This window comes from Ekhidna sp., from assembly GCF_965221965.1.
Taxonomy (GTDB): Bacteria; Bacteroidota; Bacteroidia; order Cytophagales; family Cyclobacteriaceae; genus Ekhidna.
In genome coordinates, this window is record NZ_OZ244926.1 from 3456920 (window position 1) to 3478011 (window position 21092).

The 21092-nt window shown below is 42.7% G+C and carries 9 protein-coding genes; 3 read left to right on the forward strand and 6 right to left on the reverse strand.

Annotation, left to right across the window (positions count from 1 at the left end):
• Position 1 precedes the first annotated feature (1 nt).
• The 4 genes from ACOQON_RS16170 to ACOQON_RS16185 form a co-directional block, all read right to left on the reverse strand.
• Entirely contained in the window at positions 2-925 is a 924-nt protein-coding gene (locus ACOQON_RS16170) for a hypothetical protein (protein ID WP_420576461.1), read from the reverse strand.
• An 8-nt stretch (positions 926-933) separates the two neighbouring features.
• The gene (locus tag ACOQON_RS16175) at positions 934-1983 is read right to left on the reverse strand and encodes a hypothetical protein (RefSeq protein ID WP_420576462.1); all 1050 of its coding nucleotides are present in this window, start codon (positions 1981-1983) and stop codon (positions 934-936) included.
• Between the two features lie 165 nt (positions 1984-2148).
• Complete coding sequence (locus ACOQON_RS16180; RefSeq protein WP_420576463.1) at positions 2149-11985, reverse strand: BspA family leucine-rich repeat surface protein; 9837 nt, start codon at positions 11983-11985, stop codon at positions 2149-2151.
• 4 nt (positions 11986-11989) lie between these two features.
• A complete protein-coding gene (locus tag ACOQON_RS16185; RefSeq protein ID WP_420576464.1) occupies positions 11990-13780 on the reverse strand; it encodes a LamG domain-containing protein in 1791 nt (596 codons plus the stop codon).
• Between the two features lie 329 nt (positions 13781-14109).
• On the opposite strand from ACOQON_RS16185, the gene ACOQON_RS16190 reads away from it, so the two are divergent.
• Positions 14110-17199 carry a CHAT domain-containing protein gene (locus ACOQON_RS16190; RefSeq protein ID WP_420576465.1) on the forward strand — a complete coding sequence of 1030 codons (3090 nt, stop codon included), beginning with the start codon at positions 14110-14112 and terminating at the stop codon, positions 17197-17199.
• Positions 17200-17230: 31 nt separating this feature from the next.
• On the opposite strand, the gene ACOQON_RS16195 is transcribed toward ACOQON_RS16190, so the two are convergent.
• Positions 17231-18265, reverse strand: a complete 1035-nt coding sequence (locus ACOQON_RS16195; protein ID WP_420576466.1) for a hypothetical protein — start codon at positions 18263-18265, stop codon at positions 17231-17233.
• Positions 18266-18326: 61 nt separating this feature from the next.
• Complete coding sequence (locus ACOQON_RS16200; RefSeq protein ID WP_420576467.1) at positions 18327-19100, reverse strand: DUF6503 family protein; 774 nt, start codon at positions 19098-19100, stop codon at positions 18327-18329.
• A gap of 124 nt (positions 19101-19224) precedes the next feature.
• On the opposite strand from ACOQON_RS16200, the gene ACOQON_RS16205 reads away from it, so the two are divergent.
• Positions 19225-20604, forward strand: coding sequence for a WD40/YVTN/BNR-like repeat-containing protein (locus ACOQON_RS16205; protein WP_420576468.1), 1380 nt, complete (start codon positions 19225-19227; stop codon positions 20602-20604).
• Positions 20605-20710: 106 nt separating this feature from the next.
• Positions 20711-21073, forward strand: a complete 363-nt coding sequence (locus ACOQON_RS16210) for a PadR family transcriptional regulator (protein ID WP_420576469.1) — start codon at positions 20711-20713, stop codon at positions 21071-21073.
• Positions 21074-21092: the final 19 nt, after the last annotated feature.

Genomic DNA, 21092 nt, shown 5'->3' on the forward strand with positions numbered 1-21092 from the left:
GTTAGTTTGAAGTGGCTTGGATTCTGATGGATAGATTAGATGCGCTATTAGTGGAACTCCCGAATTCTAATCCCGTGATCTTTGGGATAACAGGCAACCCTGATAAGATATAAGCGTCTTCCGGCTGACCTGTGGGAAATCCAAAAGCCCCTGATTCTGATCCAGTTTGTGAGGATGTCTTCCCTGGTGAGCTTGACTGAAGTTGGAAGTAAGCATCAGCTCCCAATGAAGTTTCAAAGAGTAGAGTAATCTCTGAATCAACTTTGTTCCCACCCACTCCATCCGATATTGATGAAGGTGTTTGGCCTACCCTGCTTGAGTTTACCACGGAGTTGCTGACAGTGCTGGCATCCAGTGAAATGTTCCCATCAAAGAATGTACAATAATCGAATGTGGCCCCAACGCCACCAGAAACCGTGATGCCATTCCCTGCACTTGGATAATTGAAAATGGAGTTTGAAAAGCTTACTGATGCGCTTTGAATATTTATAGTTGATGAAAACAGACACCTATTAAAGGAAATGTTAGAAATGCTACTTCCTACTGTTAACGAGCCATTTACCAAACAGGCATTAAAAACTACATTACTCTCATTGAAAGAGATCGCTCCAATTTCCAGGTTAGAAAAAACAGAATTAGCTGCTCCGACATTTAGAGTAATTGTTCCGAGTCTGGACGAAGGTGAATAGCCACTGCTCTGGCCATAGTATCCATTTCCCATAAATGTTCGCTGAGAATTCAAAGAGACATTCCCGTAAGACGCTCCTGAACCAACGATGTAAATGGTGTCGCCTGTTGTCGTGTTTGTGATGGCATCACTCACTAACGTGTAGTCTCCAAGACCTGAGGCATCAACTACCACCACATCGGCATAGACCTCACCCAATCCCATAAGCATCCCAATAGTGAAAAGTAGCTTTTTCATTGCTGGAATTAGTTTCCTGTTACTTCAATTGTAGCGTCTGCATCCGAGCTCTCGGTGATGTTGGCCGGCAAATCAAATCTTCTTACAACAGGTAGTACTGATCCTGATAATTTGAAAGGAGAGGTGCCTCCACTCAGGCCAAGATTTGTTCCATCAGTACCAGCACCCTCCCCTGCTGATCCTGCATCTAAATAGGGATCCAGTGTGTAGTCATACAAGTAGGTAGAAAGTGGCATATTGACGAAAGTCGGAGATGTATTATCAATATTTGATTCAATATTGATGTTTGTCCCATTGATATCACCAAAAGCAAAGCCATTAGAAAGGTTGTTTTTGTATAGGATATTTGAAGATGCTGCCTGAGGAGCAGGAGAAAGTGTTACAAAGATGTTATTTGTAACAAGGCAATTGATGATTTGATAAAAGGCGTACTGAGAAGCTGTTCCTAAAAATGTATTATGATCAAAAGTGACACCACCTGTGGTGATATAAGGTCCCCTGAATTGATTGGTAGTCCCTGTATTAGAAAACACATTATTCGCAACACGTATATTAGATTGGTTGGCGGTGTTGAGGGTTAACGAGTAAACAAATGCACTTGCAGGACGAATTACATTTTGTCTGATCAATACATTGGTAAGGCTGGAAATTCCAGAAGTAGTAATGTTGTCCAACTTATTGTTTTCAATCACTACGTTGGTCAAGGCTCCTCCTGTATTTCCCAGTACTAAAGTGCTAGTGACTTCCAGCCCAATAATTTTCGCCCCGCTTGCTGCAGTATAAATAGTCACTGCGTTCACTTTGCTGGTAAAAGGGATTTCCATGTCCGGATTGAAGCCTACACCAATGATGGTGAGTTGCTTAGTCACGTTCATATTACCATAGGTAGAGGAACTTGGAATAATCAAAAGTGTGTCACCAGCCGAGGCATTGCTGATAGCATTCGTTAAGGATGTTTCTACACCAACTGGTGCATTCCCATTATTATCAACAATGATAACAGTTGCTTTCGCAAAAAAAGTGGCGATAAAAAAGACGGTAAAAAGTTTAGCTTTCATTGTCATAGCTTTAGACGAAAATTGGTTTTCAATTGGGGTTTAAAACTAGAATCTGAAAAGCCTGCATTTAATACCGTGAATACGGTATATTGAACTACCAAGGATGTGCAAACAAAAAAGGGATGACGCAATGTCATCCCTCTATAATAGCAGTTAATTAGATAATTATTCTTTGACAAGCACACGGAAACTCACCACATTTTCATTTGGCTGCTCTCGATCATAGAACCTCAAAATATACATCCCTTCTTCATAGCCCGTCACATCAATCCTTACCTCCCCATCAAATCCATTTCTTAGATCAGAAGTCCAAAGTGTATTACCGGCCAAATCAACAAGTTGTGCAGTCACATAATTGGATTTCAAGTGGCGATATCGAATATTTAAGTATTCGTCAGATGGGTTTGGATAAATCGCCAAATCCTTAAAGTACTCTAAAATAACACCCAAAACAGCTTCGATTGTTACCTCGATTCCATCCTCAGTTGCAAACGCCTGAAGCTTGAAGTCCGTATCACTCACGCCCGCTTCACCTACCTCAAATTCAACGAATGCACTTTCATCTAAAGGTATACCAGGATATTCCACAAAGAAACGATATTCGCCCTGCGGCAAGAATCCAAACTGGAATTCTCCGTTATCATCTGTTTCCCCGTAGGCAATCAACTCAAATTCATCCTGATCAGTACGCCCACCCCTTCTTCTTCTTTTCAATCCACACTTACGCTTTTTCGCTCTTCTTCTGGCCTCTAGCCTCCCATCCTCATCACCAAAATCTTCCTCAATGAGAACATCAAGCGTACCCTCACCATCTCCCGGGCCTAAAACAGGAGGTACCTCAGTAATACGGATATCCAGCGAAGTATTTGCTCTTAGCTCAATCACTTCTGCCAGTTCCCACTCAAACGCATCACCAAAATAAGTTGGGATGAAATCATCTCTATTTAGTGGATCAATACCACAGAGGTAGTCACCTAGCACAACGTCATTGAAAACAAAATTTGCATCAACATTAGGAGCTCTTTCCAACGTATCATATCCTGCATCTCTTCTGATCGCTTCGAGTAGTGCTCCATTGAAGGTTTCACCATTCAATAAATCACCATCAAGATCATTAAGTGTCATTGTTACATCCGCAGTAGCATACACAATTTGTGGGTCGACATCAACAACTAACCCTGTTACAATATTATTGGTCACCTCCGCTCTAAACTCACCCATATTTTCATAATCTATGTCATTGATCACTAATGTGCCACCAAAAATTCCAAACTCAGTGCCTGAAGAAATTGTCACATCATTTCGGTACCAAGTGTATACATTATCAGAACCATCAGTGATTACTTCCAGATCAGGATCACCTAAATGAGGTTCTAAAATTGGCTCTCCTCCATTATCCTCAAGAAATTGAATGCTCGCTTGATTAGCATAGTTCAGGGTCGTAATATCCAGGGACATTAATGGCTCCAGATCACCAAAAGTCAGACTGTTGCCTGAAACATTCAAGTTGTTCATTGCCGTTGGGGCAAAATCCATTAACCCCGAAATTTCATTGTTAGAAACATTCATTCGATTCAAGACCGAGAGTGCATTTTCCATGTCCAAAGGACCTTTCTCAGGATCAGTTTCTGCAGCAAATGGGTTAGGCATCTCACCAACAGCACCAGTAGAAGGGAAATCCACTCTTCTAACCCTTGTTTTAGCAAGGTTCAACACAACACCATCCCAGTCTCTTAATCTGGCACTTTCCCAGTTTAAACCCTGTGGACTTACTGCATCATATATCTGAACCAAAGCAAGTGAATCGGCTAATGTTATCGCATCAATATCTGTTTTTAAAGACTCCACGGCAGAATTGACTGAAACATTTCCTCCCCCATAATCCGCTCTTACACGATAATAATAACTCTGCCTGAAATCAAGATTGGAAACAAAGAGCCCCACATTAGTTTCAGCATCAAAATCTTCATAGTCAGGCAGGATCTTGGTAAAGGCAGCATCAGTAGCCACGTCCACAAAATATCCAATCGCGCCTGTTGCGGCTTCCCAGTTGGCTGTAAACTCTGTAGATGTAATACCGGTTGCAGCTAAAACATTTGGTGGGTCAAAGGATCCGGCTTGAATGGTAAACAAGTTTCCACCATTCAATGATCCGAGTTGATTTGTCCTTTGTTCAATTCCTACCTCTTGCTCGAAGTTGATCGGCTGAACCGAAAGCGAATTACCTACCAATGCCCCTGCATCTACATCAATGGTGACGTAATAATAGGTGGTAGTCCCACCAGTAAGGACATCCTCAAACAGCAGAGCCACCTGATTTGGATCAACTGTTGGGCCTTCCGGAATAGTCCCGGCAAAATCATAATTGCCAATCTCTGCAGCACTACCAAAATCATCTGTGGTATTGCTCCACAACTTCACTGGGTTGGCAGGAAAATCCCCGGACAGGTAGTTCGAATCATCCAGCGTAAGAATCACGCCGATAGTTCGCACATCATCTGCAGGAGCAATACTAAAGCCATAAATGAGGTTGTCTGTGGAACCGGGAGACAGACCTCCACCCGGTATACTCAAAGTAGTATAAGTAACATCAACCGGAATTTCGCTTCCATCTGAATTGAAGTTATCAATCAAACCACTTTCGCTACCAGTTCCGGTGTAAATAATCTGAATTGGTCCGGTGTACTCTGTTCCGAAATTATAATTGAACTGAATGTACTCTGTTCCACCAGTTGAGCCCGATCCAAGGAAGTTGGTGAATGTAGATCCACCATCATCCGATGCATAAACGTCAAAATCAAAAGTTCCTGCTGAAACGGGATCTGCTCGATAATCAAAGGTGACATAAGTAGAATTCTCAATGGTCGGAGATACGAGATAGTTACCCGTTCCAAAGAATATATATGCAGCATCTCCCTCACCGCCGGAAGCAAGTGCGGGATTTTCAGCGGATTTAACACCCTGAGTTAGCCATGTCCCGCTCTCAAGAAGGAAAGACGGATCTGTCGTTGAGGTAAGGCCACTATCAAAATCTTCGTAAAAGTCACTTCCACCTGCTCCAATACTGTATGTGGTGTATGGATGGATATAGTTGATAGAACCTGAGAAAGAAAGCAAAGTCCCCTGAGGTGTTCCTTCCGTATCGATCGCCTCGATCGTTGAACTTAAGTTATCAGTCACATAGATCAAATGACGATTTTCATAGTTCATTTCCAGATCTTCCAAATTGGATAAACCATCAACAAGAATGGATTCATCTGATCCGTCGAAATTAGCGCTTCTGATCTCTCCCCCACCAGTAGTCCAATAAAGCCTGTTATCAAGAGGGTCGATTGTCAATCCTTGAATAAAACCCGTGACGGAAGGATCAACGATTAACTGAGAGGTGCCCGATATGTCTGATAGAGATGCCACGGCGATTCCATTGTCGAGTCCGCTCTGAGACCAAAAAAGATTTCCATCATAAACTTCTATATCACTCACTGAACCTGTGGAACCAATCAAAATATCACCATAATTGGTAATTGGGGTTCCGTCCGCCAGATCGAATGATTGGAGGCCAGTTGGTGTGACTGCATAGAGTACATTAGAAACAGTGTCCAATGCGAGGCTACCATATCCCCCTGCTCCAGAAGTTCCCAGGTCAGCAAACTCCTGAACGGCCTGACCATCACTTTGTACAGACATGATCTTATCACCAGTGCTGGACCCATCGATGTAATAAACGCGATCATAAAACGCAGAATATGCAATGCCGTAATCACCTACGCCGCTATTCGATGCTACCAAGGACTCTTCAATTCCTCCATTGATCTCTACTTTATTAACGTCCGTTGCACTTGGCGTTGTGAAGTAGATGACTCTCGGCAATCCTGTTGGACCGCTTCCACCATCGTTGACATTGATGGTAATGTCATCCAGATATACCGGCTCATTAGTAGTCACTGCCTCAATTCTTATGATCGTAGGCTCAGTGGTTCCAACTGGAATGATAAATTCCTCATACGCCGTAAATGTGAAAAGACCTGTTTGACCAGCAGAATTGAATGACGATCCGCCATCTGTGCTGTAAAGCACATCCAGTTCACCACCATCTCCATTATCCTGATTAACAAAGAAGGAAACATCTGTTACCCCTTCGGCTATCTCGAATGATTGTAAATAATCTCCAGCCTGGTTGAACGAAATGGCTTCCGCACCTGATTGCACATTTGTCATCTCGGGAGACAGACTATTACTCTCCCAATCACCAGACCCAAGCGACAAGGTTCCGGAATAATCTGCAGAAGGAACTGTGCCTGACTCAAAGTCTTCGAAGATACTTGAACCGCCACCAGAATTGATCAACCCTGGTCCATCAACCCAGTCGGTATTTTCAGCCATATTAGTGAGCGTAGCATCATTCACAAAATTGGATTTGTCTGATGCTATTGTGCTCCCCGTACCATCCGACATAGGATAGTATGCTACAAGTCCAGTCTCATCTCCGATCAGATAAAAATCTTTGGTGTCATTGATAGCCGTTTCATTCCTGGCAAAATCCCAGATCCGCACATCGTCAATAGCACCATTGAATTGGCCTGAGCCAGAAATTCCATTGAATCCACCTATAATTAAACTTGATGTATTTGTATTTGGAGTTATGGTCTGAGTAAACACCAGGTCTTCTACACCATCGTAGTAAAACCGGACATTTGAACCGTCCCAGGTTACCGCAATATGCTGCCAGATTCCCGTTTGAACTAGCCCAGTATTAGAATCGTAAGAAACAGAAGAGCCACCATTTCCCAGAGTCAACCGGATAGCTCCTCCATCCGTAATGACAAGCTGATATGGACTGCTTTCATTTCCTGTGCTACTTGGCTTAGCCAATACTCTTTGTACTGACCCTCCGTCCAAAGCAAGAGAAGCTGGATTGACCCATGCTTCTATAGTACCATCAGTGATTCCTAGTTCAGTAATATCTGGAGCCACCAAGTGATCATCAGTCCCATCAAAATCCAATGCAAAATCTGAGGAAGAACCGCCTCCATCCTGAGCACCTGAAGTAACCCAGTTGGATGAAGTCCCTGATAAAGCAAATCCATTTAATGTTCCATTAATTGCATTGCTCGAAAGGTCGAATAAGGTGGTTTCTCCTGTGTTTGTTCCTTCCGCGGTACCTTGATTGAAATCATAATACGCTAACAAACCAGATTCCAAACCTGTCAGGTTGACATTCATATCAGCTTCAATATCACCCTGCGTACGCTCAATATTCCATATTCTCAATTCATCGATCGATCCGCCAAAGTATCGCTCGGAACCTGTCTGATTAGTCGCTCCTATCCATACAAGATGACCACCACCACCATCCCATGGATCTTCCTGACCGGTGATTTCACCATCCAGCTGTCCGTTTATGTAGAATCGTGTGCGGGTATCTGCAGCGGTACTAGGACCAGTTTCACGAGTCACGGCGACATGCACCCAGGTATTTGTCGGTATAGCATTAGTTGAATAAGCGTCTACATCAAGACCGGCATCATACTCATAAAACAAACGTACACGTCCATCACTATTAATTTGAAACAAATACAAAACATTATCTGCTGATGCTTCACCTGATGTTGCCCGACTTATAATAGTGTGCGGCTGAGAATTATCCCCGTTCCAATAAACCCATGCCTCAAGGGTAAGATCATCACCTTGCTGCAAGATTGGCGGGTTACCCAAATCCACATAATCATCGGTTCGATCAAAATTGAGTGCGTTGTTTGATTCGCCGGCATCCAGCATATCCCCCACAATTGTCCACGAATTGGTCCCAGTAAGTTCGTCATGGGCGGACTGTGCCGCCGAAGAATAGGTCAATCCATTCGCCCCTAGTAGCACCCCCGATTGCACTGTTTGGCTTCCCCAACCGATCAGGGTAGCATCATAGTTGGCTATGGACATGGCAGTATTGTCTAGCATTGCTTCCATGAAAGCCACACTCTCTACGTTCCAACCGGAAAGATCTGAATTGAAAGAGCTGGCACCACTGAACATATAGTCCATGTTCTGGGCACTGGTGGTCATCCAAGAGCTTAAATCCTGAGCGAAAGAGGTAGCCCCACTGAACATAAATGAGAAATCAGTAACAAGACTCACATCCCAACTACTAAGATCCTGATCAAAGTCTACAGCATTTTCAAACATCGAATACAGCTCTGTGAGTTGGCTCACATCCCAACCTGATAGCGGCCGATTAAACACTGTGGCGTTATAAAACATCGATGGTGCACTTGTAAGATTGGTTGTGCTCCATGAGCCTATGGGTTGATCAAATGAGCTTGCATCTCTAAACATTGCATCTGCAATTGATAGCGAACTGGTTGTCCAGCCAGATATGTCTTGATTGAAGGTTGAAGCACCAAAGAACATAAACGACATGTTCGACACGTTAGAAACATTCCAGTTAGTTACATTTCCATTGAAATTAGTGGCTTGTTCAAACATCCGAGACATATCATTAATTGTAGATACATCCCATCCACTAAAATCTTCGGTAGTAAGAGAAGAGGCACCCTCAAACATCCTTGCCAAGCTAGTTACACCCGAAAGATCCGGTGCGTCTACAGCTGGAATCGTAAGATTTGAACACCCATTAAAGGCATTTGCCATTGAAACCCATGAATTGCTGCCCCACTGCTCCACGGTCAACAGTTTGGTGGCTTCTGACCCTCCAAAAAAATAAATGGCAGGAAATGTACCTGTGATTTCTACCTGATAAGTACTGCCGTTCTCAAGGCCGGATAGCAAAGCATCTCCGGTTTGAGAAGTAAGTGATCCGTCCCCCACACCTGTGTTGGTCAGGTTGGTCCAGGTTACGTCATAGTTGTATGAATAAGAACCTGAATTAGTAGGAATGGTTATGGTGCCATCACTTGTACTCCATGTGGTGATGAAACTGGATGCCGAAGCAAAGAAGTAGCTGGCTGAGAACGGTGACGTCCCAAGTGTTACATCTTCCACATAAGCTGTATAGTATTCCCCGGTAGAAAACGAACCGGAGACGATGGCCTGTCCGCTTGAAACAACTCCTGTTCCTGCGACGGAGACACCCTGGTCATTACTACACCCGTCGGTAGCCAACCATACCGTCACTGTGCTTCCATCTGCAGCAGTTGTAGACACAGTTGCTTCTGTCGGAGTGATGGTGTCAATGGTAGGAGGAGTTGCATCCGGTGTACTTCCAAAACCTATTCCACCAGAAGTATTACATGTGATCTCATTGACCGGAGCTGGACCCTGTAGAGAGCTGAGGCCATTGTAGAAAATACCATATCCATCATTATATGAAATTTTATTAGCCAGCTGCAAGCCAATATTGATATTGGATGGACTAGTGCTAAGAAGAATCGCATTACCAGTATTTCCCAGAGGGGAGATTCCGTCTCCTTCCAGCCCAATCAGGTTACCATCTATATCCACGTCAGTTGCTGACAGAACATAGATCCCTCGACTATTATTTCCTGAGATAATATTTTGATCAGACGGAGATGGTCCGCCAATGGCAATGAAGGTGGCTCCACTTTCAAGGATTATGCCTCCTCCCAGATTTGGGATAGCCCCAGTGCCTGTGGCGTTTGTTCCGATGAGATTCCCTCTGATGTCTACATTGTCGCTACCAACAATCTGAATTCCGTAATCAGAAGGGCCGGCACCAGAGATCACATTACCTTCACCAGTGAAAAAATCGCCACCAATCAAAAGGCCATCTACGTTGGTAGTAGTCCTAATCCCATGTCCATTGGCTGATGCACTTGTTCCATCGAGTGTGCCTATCCAGTTGCCCTGAATGGTCGCATTGTCTCCACTGACAATATAAATTCCATTACTGCTCGTGTTACCATGAATAATATTACCCTTATCAAAAGCACCTATCACCGCACCATCAGCATTTTCTCCATTGATGATAATTGCTCCTGTGCTTCCAGTCCCAGAAAAACCAGTAATGATCAACCCATAGATTTCCACATTAGCTACATCGCTAACTTCAATTCCGTTTGAGGTCCCTACTGATGAGCCATTTATTGTCACCATATTATTTGGGTCGCCAAATACCCAGCCTGGCTGAGTAGACCCGTCTATGATGGTCCCTGCTGCAGTAATGGATGGTAGTGCAGTGCTTAAGTCGATCTGCCAAGGTGTTGGTTCACCAATCAGGAATGAAATCGACGTGCCCGGATTTGCATTTGCATGGGTAATGGCATCTCTTAAGGAGCCGGTTCCAGAGTCATTGGTATTTGTAACAATGTATGGAGGGATGTCTAATGCTGTGGATGCTATCCACTGAGGAGTCGTATAGGCCCCACCTCCTGAACCATTCCAGGTTCCACCATTTGAATTTTTTGAATCCGGCAATAAAGTACCTGAGGCCTCATTGAATTGGTAGTAGGCAACTAAATTCGATTCCGGCACTGGATCAATTTCAGTATACCTGTTGAAGGCAATCTCAGTTTCACTCCTTATATCATTCCAAACCCTCAACTCATCGAGCTGACCATTAAAAAACCCAGTGAAAGCATCCCATGCATTTCTACTGATGGTAAAGTCTGTGTTTCCGGTGAAGTTTCCAGAATGCGTACCCGAACCGATAAATTGACCATTGATATATAGACTTGATTCACGAGTTGTTGCATTGTGAGTAACTGCAATATGGTTCCAACCAGTTGGTACCGTATATGGGATGGCCACATCATCAAAAAAGAAGCCAATCAACACCTGTGTTTCCTCGAGATTGATATGTAGAGACTGGTTATTTGTTCCTGCATTTCCCAATGAAAAAATGCTTTGTGTAGCAGTTACATCATTAGTGTTGAACCATGCCTCTACGGTAAAATCGCTACTGGCCAAATTGATCCCTGTTCCGATGACATAATCATCTGTCCCGTCAAAGTCGAGTGCATTTTGAACAGGTGCTGCATTGGTCGTTACATCGAAGAAGTCGACATTAATCTGAACATTAGGAACTCCTTCCAAATCCTCTGCCACCATGTAAACATCATAGTTAGTTAAGGGACTTAATCCAGATACAATATCCGAAAAATCAACCAATGGGGTGCTTACATTTATGGTTCCGAATGCCTCCGCCGGAGCTCCTAAAAAGCCGGTCCCTCCGCGTATATCATCTTTCCCGGGAACAGATGCTCCGTCGGTTAAAACCACGTAGGAAAGAGTTCCTACTTCAGAAAGCTGTGTGGTAATCTGAAATCCATTTTCAGTGATATTATCAACAAATGGGTAGCCCGAAATATTGAAGGGTGCAACTACATCAGCATCATAAACAGTGGAGTTTCCCCAAATAGGTCCGGCGGTAATTCCATCTGCAGTTCCATTGTTATTATCATTTAATGTTCCATTGTTCCCAAGTGATCCGTCATCTGATAGTGTTGTGCCGGAAGTGTAATTGCAGGTGTATGAAGCATTAAGATTGGTAATACTACCTGTCAGGGTGTTGAACATATCAGTCTGAATATCAGCTTGAGATTTCTCAATGGACCAGATCCTCGTTTCGTCCATTTCCATCGCAACCCCGGTAGATACGTTACCAACACCAACTTCAGCAAAGTTCCCGTTAGCACCTAACACGACGGATGAGTTGCTATTATGGATAGAAGCCATGATGTTGGTTGTATTCTCACCAATCAACTCCCCGTTTACATAAATTCGAAGGGCATTTGATGGAGAATAAGTCCCGGCAATGTGATACCATCGACCAGCAGTAAAGGAGTAGTTAGCCGAAACAAATGAAAAATTTACGCCCTCTGCACCTGTTGTTCCATCTGTAGACACAGCAAATCCTAAATCCGAAGTACCTGAAACCTGAAGTAAATATGAACGATCTTCCGGAGTGTCATCCGGGTTCCACTTTGATACCAAAACCGTTTCCTCATTTACCACGCTAGAAAACTTTACCCATGTTTCAATCGTCAGGTCAGAGGTGATATCCAGAGAAGCCGCATCCGGTATTGCCACGTAATCATCTACTCCATCGAATGCGAGTATTATTTAGCGTGCCTAGGGTGGTCACGTCCAGTTGTGTGGGGATTAGCTGAGTGTTGGGCTCAAAATCTTCAGCAACGAGGTATACATCATAGGCCGTACCATGGAACAAGTCCCCCCCTACATCATTTGCAGTGGAATTAGTGCCAAAATTGAAAAAGGTCTGAGCTGGTGAGCCTCCCTGGCCTGTACCGGCCTTCACTTCCGCACTTGACGGAGCAGGAGCTCCATCCAGCAAAACCACTCCATAGACTAAACCTCCTTCATTAGCACTGGATGTGATGTCAAAGGAGTTTTCAGTGATGTCACTAACAGAAGGAAAGCCAACATCGAACAAAGGGGCAAAAACATCATTGTCCCAGGCATTGGAAGTCACCCAGTTGGAAGTTGAGCCAATCAGTGAGAACGGACCACTTAATGTTCCATCTAACCCGGTACCTCCGGCATCATAGAGGTTTGTAGCTCCTGTATTATCTCCTGAAGCTGAATTTATGTTAAAATCGTAATAAGCAGTCAAAGCTCCCGAAGGTGAAACGGAACTATAGGCATTCGCATGGATTTCTGCTTGTGTTCTTGCAATATTCCAAAACCTCACTTCATCCAGACTACCATCCAGATATTCAAACTCAGCAGGTGATCTTTCTGCATTTCCTCCCAAGTACAAGGTCCCGGTTCCATCTCCTACATCTCCTGAGGCGGCAGCACTTGCATCCAGCGCTCCATTGATATAAATGTTTGCGTTCACTCCATCATAAGATGCTGCTATATGAACCCATTGGCTCAATGGAACTGAAGAGGGAGAGGTTACATTTACTGAAGTTCCAAATAGGCTAAATAAAATACTTCCGGAAGGCGTAATAGCCATAATCTTATCTTCCAAACCACTCTGCCACTTATTAAAAACCATCGCATTAAGTGATGAAGGATAAGAATCAAGGTTGATCCATGCTTCAAAGGTGAATGAAGTACCAATATTAAACTGAGCCACAGAGCCCAAATCAACCACATCATCCGTCCCATCAAAATTCAGCGCATTATTTTGAAGGGACACACCGGGAGTATATGCAACAGATCCTGCAGCAATAGTTCCAGACTGATCACCATTGCCAGATGCAAAGTCTTGCAAACCCAAACCACTATCAAACTTCAGATAAACATCCAAACCGGTTGTAGCAGGGTCTAAGTTTGTGTCATAGTTGGCACTTATCTGGGCACCTGATCTAGGGCTATTCCAAATCCTTACCTCATCGAAGTAAATATCATCGCCTTCTAACCCGTCAGCTCTTCTACCAATCCGAACCTGATTATCATTGGTTGCTGTACCAACATTGTAACTTACCGTTGCTGCGGGTGTTGGGGATCCATCTAAGTATAATTGCCCTTCAGTACCCGTGGAAGAAGGGTCATATACAATGGCAACATGATGCCAGGTGTTTGCGGTAATTGCACCTACTCCTGACAACCCTTCCAATGAACTTACGTCATCTCCTATCCAAAAAGAAACCTGACCCGTAGAAGTCACATAGGCATCTAAGGGTCTTGCAGTATTGCTTACTGTCTGATTTATCAAGGAGGTATTCTGAGTTATCGAGTTAGGGAAATAAACCCACTGCTCCACAGTAAATCCGGTGGTTAGTAAATCGTAATTGACATTGACCTCATTACCTGCACCGGACAAATCCAGAGCCTGATTTTGGGCATTAGTTATGAAACCAATAAATAAAAAGATGACTAAGGCAAGTGACCTGACTAGGTGGTTGTCGTTCATTTTTGTGATAGTTGGTGGAAAGTTTCTACAAAAAAGATTAATTCTAAGGCAAAAAGGAATACCACAAATCGGGTATTTCTCTCGCGAATATGTTTTAAAAATAGTTTCAGTTTTCGGTGTTTTCTTTTGATAAAGAGGTTATTTCGATCAATAATCTCATTCTCGCCATGAATCAGGGAATCAGTCATATTCGGATATGCTATCTTGCTTCTTTGGAAGCAACCCATTTTTCAAATTCATAAACCCTTGCTTTCTTAGTACCTAAATCACTACCATGAAATACGTCTCTCCTGAGACCTATTCCATGTGAAATCAAAATGATTCGACGTATGAAATTCTTACAAACCGCCACTCTGATTTTATTAAGCACTACGCTATTCAGCCAATATGCCTTTGAAAGTAAAAAGGCTGAAAAACTCTATTACAAGCTGGATGATGCCTATCTGGATTATGATTATGCCACCATTTTGGACAATGAGGATTTGGCGAAAGAGACTTTTCTAAGCAGAGAAGACACTGTTGCCGCGAACGTTTACAGCTACCTGGCCGAAGCATATGACTATGAGTTGGGAGACTTTCAGCAAGCCCTTGAGTTTTACAATCTGGAATTAGCGCTTCGGGAAAAAATAGACCCGGATGGCAACCGAAAAGACCTTTTATTCAATATTGCTACCCTTCAAAATGAACTTGGATTCTATTCTAAAGCTGAAAATATCCTATTGCAACTTCAATCCCAGGAAGCCGAAGAGTTTGGCAAAAGCAGCACAGAATACTATGATGTGACCAGCGCACTCATTGAGTTATATAACCAAACCGAACAAGCTACCAAGCTGCTAAGCATGGCAGAAGACCTCAGAAAAGAGGTTGACAAAAATTCAATTGAGGAAGCTGTGACCTACAAATGGGAAGGAGATGCATACACATCTGAAGGTTCCTTTAAAAAAGCAGAACGGGCATTTGCGAAAAGCCTGAACAAATTTGAATCAAATGGTTTAGAAGCCACTTTCGAGTATGTGTCCACTTTAAATAGTCTTGCCATTCTCTACCTGGAGAAAGCAAAAATCCCGGAAGCGGAAGAATTATTTACTCAGGCACTGGATATCATCAAGCGTATTCAGGGTGAGAATGATGATGTGATCGCCAATTTGAATGCCAACCTTGGTCAGGTCTATTTTGAACTTGGGGACTATCAGCGTGCCATTGAAATTCAAAAGGAAGTACAGCAGGTAAACAGTGAGTACTATGGAGCAGACTCTTTTATAAGTGGATTGGACCTTGTAAATCTGGGGCTCTCTTATCTCGAAGACGAACAATATCAGAATGCAGAATCTGCATTAAAGCAGGCATTGGAAATATTCGAATCCTCCGGTGGAGGAATCGATCAGGGGCGAGTGGAAACCATGCTATCCAGACTATACTATGAGCGTGGCTATGTAGGTGACGCGATCGATTACGGTCAGAAAGCGATTGCTTCTTATGAGGCCGCATTTGGAGAAGATCACCCGGAGACCGCTTTTGCCTATTTCAACCTGGCTAATGCGCACCTTGGATATGAGGAAATATCAAAAGCAGAGCCTCTGGCCAAAAAAGCTTATGAGGTAAGGAAAAAACGATTAGGTGAAACCCATCCGTTTTTCGCGCGAAGCTCCAACCAAATGGCTATCCTAAACTGGAAAATGGGTGAGAATGAAGACGCTCTGAATTTTTATCAGGAGACGTTTGATAACTATTTCAATCAAATCAACACGTTCTTTCCTGTACTAACAGAAGAAGAAAAAGCTACTTTTTATTACACCAACCTCAAGCCTGCTTTTGAACAGTATGTTTCATTTATTGAGGAAACCTCCAGAGAAGATAAAGAATTGATAGGTGAGATTTATAACTATCAGCTTTCGCTAAAAGGACTGATCATGTACGCCACTTCCAAAGTACGCGAAAGTATCCTGTCCAGTGGAGATGACGTTTTGATTGCTAAATATGAAAACTGGGTTAGTCAAAAAGAACAGCTGGCCAAGCTTTTCAGTGCTACAGATATTGAACTGGACGAGAGAAACAAGAAAATTGATTCTTTGACTGAACGCTCTAATGAGCTGGAAGAGGAATTGAGTAAATCTTCAAAAGTTTTCGGTAAAAACTTCGCCAACAGAAAATTGACCTGGCAGGATGTACAAAAGACGTTGAAACCGGGAGAAGCAGCTATTGAGATGGTTCGGTATCGCAATTTCTCAACTGACTCGGCGGGAGTATTTACAGATGAAGTTCACTATGCTGCATTGATTGTAAAAGCAGATACGGAAGACTTCCCGGAAATGGTCATCCTCCGTAATGGCGCCCAGATGGAAAACAAATATTTGGCGAACTATCGAAATGCCATTAAGTATAAAATCGCTGAAGATTATAGCTATCGTCTTTTTTGGAGACCTATTGCCAATCGACTTGGCGATGTTAAAAAGATATACTTAGCTCCTGATGGGGTTTATAACCAAATCAGCATTTACACTCTCAGGAACCCCGCTACCAAAAGCTATCTCATTGATGAACTTGATCTCTCTATTGTAACAAATACGAAAGACTTGCTTGCTGAAGCAGATATAAATAATGGCTCAGGTAGTGTCTTCTTTGGCTACCCCAACTACAATATGGGTACAGAAGACGAAGACAGTGAGGAAGCCGGTAATGGGGGTAGAGGTATGCGTAGCGGCGGCACAGGAACACTTGAAAGGGGCGCAACCGTTCCTCGGGGTATCCGTGGAAACCTTGTTCGTTATATGCGTTCGTTTAACGGGCTGGCGATGCTTCCCGGAACGAAAAAAGAAGTGGAACTGATTGATAGTCTTTATACTAAAAAATCTAAAGAGGCAGAGGTTTACTTGCTTGAAGAGGCTGTTGAAAACAAACTGAAAGAAATCAAAAACCCGAGCACCCTACACATCGCTACACACGGATTTTTCCTGGAGCTGGATCCGGACGATGCAAGCAACGATAAGTATGTTGAAAATCCATTGCTCCGCTCAGGATTGGTTCTTGCTGGAGCAAATAGCTTCATCCGTACGGGTGAATTGGATGAACGTCAGGGAACGGATGATGGCATTCTCACCGCTTTTGAGGCCATGAACCTTAATCTGGATGAAACAGATATTGTGGTGCTATCCGCATGCGAAACAGGACTGGGTGAAATCAAAAACGGAGAAGGTGTTTATGGCTTGCAACGAGCTTTTCAGATCGCCGGAGCAGATGCCCTGATCATGTCGATGTGGACGGTGGATGATGCGGCTACACAGGAATTGATGACTAACTTTTACGAAGAGTGGCTTACTCACGGAGATAAGCGTCTCGCGTTCAATACAGCACAAAAACGTTTAAAAGAAAAGTATGACAAGCCATACTACTGGGGCGCCTTTGTGATGGTAGGGGAGTAAAAATTAGATCAAATAAACAATTAAAGGGAGGCTATCGCTTCCCTTTTTTCTTTTCCCATGCTTTCAAATCAAGTAACAAAAGTCCGCGACCCTTTCCCGCAGGATCCTCTGCATGGGCATGCTGAAAAACCATGTATCTTCCGTCATCGCTGACTACAGGATTCGAAGCTTTATATTCAGGATTATCGTTGAAATAGGTAATCCGTTCCATCTCTCCTGATGCGTCTAATTTCAACTTATAAATATCCAGCGTGAGAAATTCTTTCATTCCCTTATGACTGGGGCGGTGACGATTGCTCTCTACCAGGATGCTCAAGCCATCAGGAAATGTACCCTCGGCCTCATCGTATGTCTTTTCACTGATGGAATAATTGACAAATTCTTTCTTTTCCATATCGTATCCAAGTACCTCAGCCTGAAATCCAAACTGCCCTCCAAAGGCATAAAAGATTAATTCATTTTCATTTCCGGGTCGGAAATTCTGTGTCTCCAGATCCCAACCCTTTGCCGGTGAAGGCAGGTCGCCCGAAGTGAAAAGTGGTTTCCAGTTTTTCAACTTTGGCTTCCCATTTTCGTAATCGATTTCTCCTTTGTAAATGGTAGAGCCCAAAGCCCAGGCGATTTTCAGTTCCTTTCTCGAAACAGCAGGCCCTTCCTTGCAGTGAACACCCAGCGGTGTTGGTGGAGAATTCAGGTCCTTTTTTAATACCCATAACTCCGTATTTCGTGCATCTCTGCTTTTCCATGGATCTTCCGAATTGAAATTCTTTGCGCCAGAAAGAAGTATGTCACCATTAGAGAGATAGAGTGCTCTCACAAACCCTTCATGAAAAAAGTGGTGAGTCATCGGACGAATAGTGCCTGTGGCAACCTCCACCTCAAATACATCACCAAAGGTCTTCTCGATGAAAAGCACTCGCTCACCATCATGCGACCAATCTGCGCGCTGGCCAAAATGGGTTAGCGGAGTAATGTAGTCAGGCAGGTCATCGAGTGGAGATTTTTCCTGTGCGAAGAGTATTCCATATGCAAAAAAGAAGAGAAACAGGAAGAGTGGTTTTTTCATGATTCAGGTGATTTTGAAAGCCCAAAACTAACCACTCTATTTTTCCTGAAAGTTAGCTGGTTTACATCGGCGCTATTTGAGCATCCTTCGGCATCACAAATAAACTGTCAGCCGGAGGTTCTTGAGTGATCTCAATATTTTCAAAGAGCACTTCATCTCTCATCTCACCAACTGAGTCATTTTCAAACTGATGCCACTGAATTGCTTTAGGTAGTAGTAGCCCATTCACCTCGCCCCACCGGTCATACTTGATCAGGTTATAGCTGTTGCTTGGCTCTCCGCTGTTGTAGGTAACCGTATACATCAGCCACTCCATTTTATTGGTTTCTGGATCATACCATAAAATGTAATTGTCATCCGGGGCATCACCAACGTTCTCTCCATATGAAATTTTAATTCCATTCAAGGTTTTCCCTTTCAATTCCCTCGGCTCTACATCTTCATAAAAAGCACCCGGATCCCCCACCACAAACGGCATAGAATAAAAATAGAAAAAGAGGTTATGATAAAATCTGGCTCTACTGGCATCCATCGAATCCGGTGAGACCCATACGTCAGTTCCGTCAAAGCCTATCGTTTGATTGGGTGATTCAACCAGAATCTTTCGGTTTCGAAGGTTTGTGATTGTAAACTCATTTCCTTTCGAATAGGAAAGTGATTTCATCTTTGACCATTGTTCATATCCTCCGTGTGCATCTAAAACTTTTGTTAGCGAAGCTGAATGATGATCAGGAGCTCGATAAGAAGCCTCCTCATTTGGTTTCTCTTCTCCTCGCTTCGCCGGTTGGCAAGCAACTATGAGTAATGCAATAGCTAGATAGGTGAGATTTTTCATAATTAAAAAATTTATCCGAAGTTATGGTCAAAACGGATTCTACATTATTAATTCCCGAGAAATTTGAATCAAACGTATTGAAAGTTACAATTGACTTATTTTCGAGGGAGTAAATTACGATTTGATGCTTAAAAATTTCCTGCTCATAAGTTTATTCAGCGGATTAATGATTGTTTTTTCATGTAAATCCGATGACCAACCTATACCTACTGGTGAATTACAAATTATTTCGGGAAACAATCAAATTGGAATAAAGGGAGAGTATCTAACTCAACCAGTGATAATTAAAGTTCAATCAAATCTACCACCTGAGGATATTGTATTATCTGGATTTCCATCGGATGGATATGGTGGCGTGATGGGTGAAATTTCGACAACTAATGATATGTATAGTGGCTTTCTCATAGATGAAAACTACGAAGCAGAACTGTATCTATGGTTGGATTGTGAACTTGAAAAGCAAACATTTGAAATTTCTCTTAGAACCAAATCTTGTATTACAAGGGAAGAGTGCCCATCCATTGCAAGTATTGAAGTGAACACACGCGGAAGTGAACCGAAAGGAAGTTGGAAATTGCAATGTGAGCTAGTGAATATTTATCATATTGAAGAGCATAACGGGATTACCTATGCATTGTCGGGAAACACTTATAACATTTACACACCATCAGCCGTAGGTTCTAAATCATCGCTTCTAACTACCAGTGATTTTGAAACATGGGATTTAATTGGTGAATACGACTTTCAAATAACTGAATTTAATATTAACACAGATGGATCTATGATAGCTAATACCAGCGAAGGAATACTATATAGCTCAGATGGTATCAGCTGGAGTAGTATTGATCACGAAATAAGAGAACCTATAGGCTTTGCTTCCGATTTACTCATAGAAGACAGTGTATACTTTGCAATGTTTGGTTTTGGCGGTGTGGGTGACGCCATATATCGAACTCGTGATAACGGAGATAACTGGCAACTAGTTTATGAGAGTACTGGTTTTACAAATTTGACTAGAACTCAAAATGGTGATTTGTTTTTGTTTGATGCGGATCAAAATGAATTTCTTAGGTCGTCCAACTCTGGAAACAATTGGGAAGTATTTGATATGCCTGGCTCAATCTATGGTGATATAGAAAAAATGCTTCCTGGAATAGGTAATAGTCTTCTCATTCTCTCAGATGCGACAGATGGTTTTTCAGAAGTAGATCAGACTCTATATTCACTAGATCTTGGCAGTAACCAAATTGAAAGTTTTCCCTTCACATCAGGACTCAGCTCAACCATCTCCGATATTGTCACAAAAGATGGAGTCATATATGTTTTGAGTGACAATACTATTTACTCAAGTTCCAATGATTGGGAAAAAATAAATGGACCGGAACTTTCACTGCCTAATATCAACGGACTCTATCTTTTCTCTCAGTTTGATGATTTGCATGTAGTTAGTCAAAATCAATTTTTTCTTCATGGATATAAAGTCTATGCCAATTTTATAGATTGATATCACCTTTCTTCTTTAAGAAAATCACACTCAAACGAAACATAAAAACTACAATTAAGGTATAAGTCTAATCATTAATACTACATTTAAGGTAAAAATGTAAATCATGGGAAAACATCAACTCGGAGAATTCGAAGAAGTGGTCATGCTTACAGTGGCGATCCTTACGGATGACGCATACGGATTTGCCATCATCGAAGAGATGGAAAAGCGTCTCAATCGGAAAGTGAGTATAGGAGCACTGCAAACTGTACTTCGCAGACTGGAGAAAAAAGGCTATCTGACTTCCGAAATGGGAGAAGCGACTGCTGTACGTGGTGGCAAGCGGAAGCGATTCTTTCATCTGACCTCCACCGGCAAAAACATTCTACAGGAAACCAAAGAGCAACGAATGGGACTATGGAATGCTGTTCCTGAATTTGTGGTGAAGTTTACCAAGTTAAACCTCAAAGGTTTCGGAAACCATTGAGGTTTTTATGCTCAAAAAG

Excerpts from the sequence above, each read along its gene's own strand:
- ACOQON_RS16170 (WP_420576461.1), bottom strand. The coding sequence starts at position 925 with ATGAAAAAGCTACTTTTCACTATTGGGATGCTTATGGGATTGGGTGAG.
- ACOQON_RS16175 (WP_420576462.1), bottom strand. The coding sequence starts at position 1,983 with ATGAAAGCTAAACTTTTTACCGTCTTTTTTATCGCCACTTTTTTTGCG.
- ACOQON_RS16185 (WP_420576464.1), bottom strand. The coding sequence starts at position 13,780 with ATGAACGACAACCACCTAGTCAGGTCACTTGCCTTAGTCATCTTTTTA.
- ACOQON_RS16190 (WP_420576465.1), top strand. The coding sequence starts at position 14,110 with ATGAAATTCTTACAAACCGCCACTCTGATTTTATTAAGCACTACGCTA.
- ACOQON_RS16195 (WP_420576466.1), bottom strand. The coding sequence starts at position 18,265 with ATGAAAAAACCACTCTTCCTGTTTCTCTTCTTTTTTGCATATGGAATA.
- ACOQON_RS16200 (WP_420576467.1), bottom strand. The coding sequence starts at position 19,100 with ATGAAAAATCTCACCTATCTAGCTATTGCATTACTCATAGTTGCTTGC.
- ACOQON_RS16205 (WP_420576468.1), top strand. The coding sequence starts at position 19,225 with ATGCTTAAAAATTTCCTGCTCATAAGTTTATTCAGCGGATTAATGATT.
- ACOQON_RS16210 (WP_420576469.1), top strand. The coding sequence starts at position 20,711 with ATGGGAAAACATCAACTCGGAGAATTCGAAGAAGTGGTCATGCTTACA.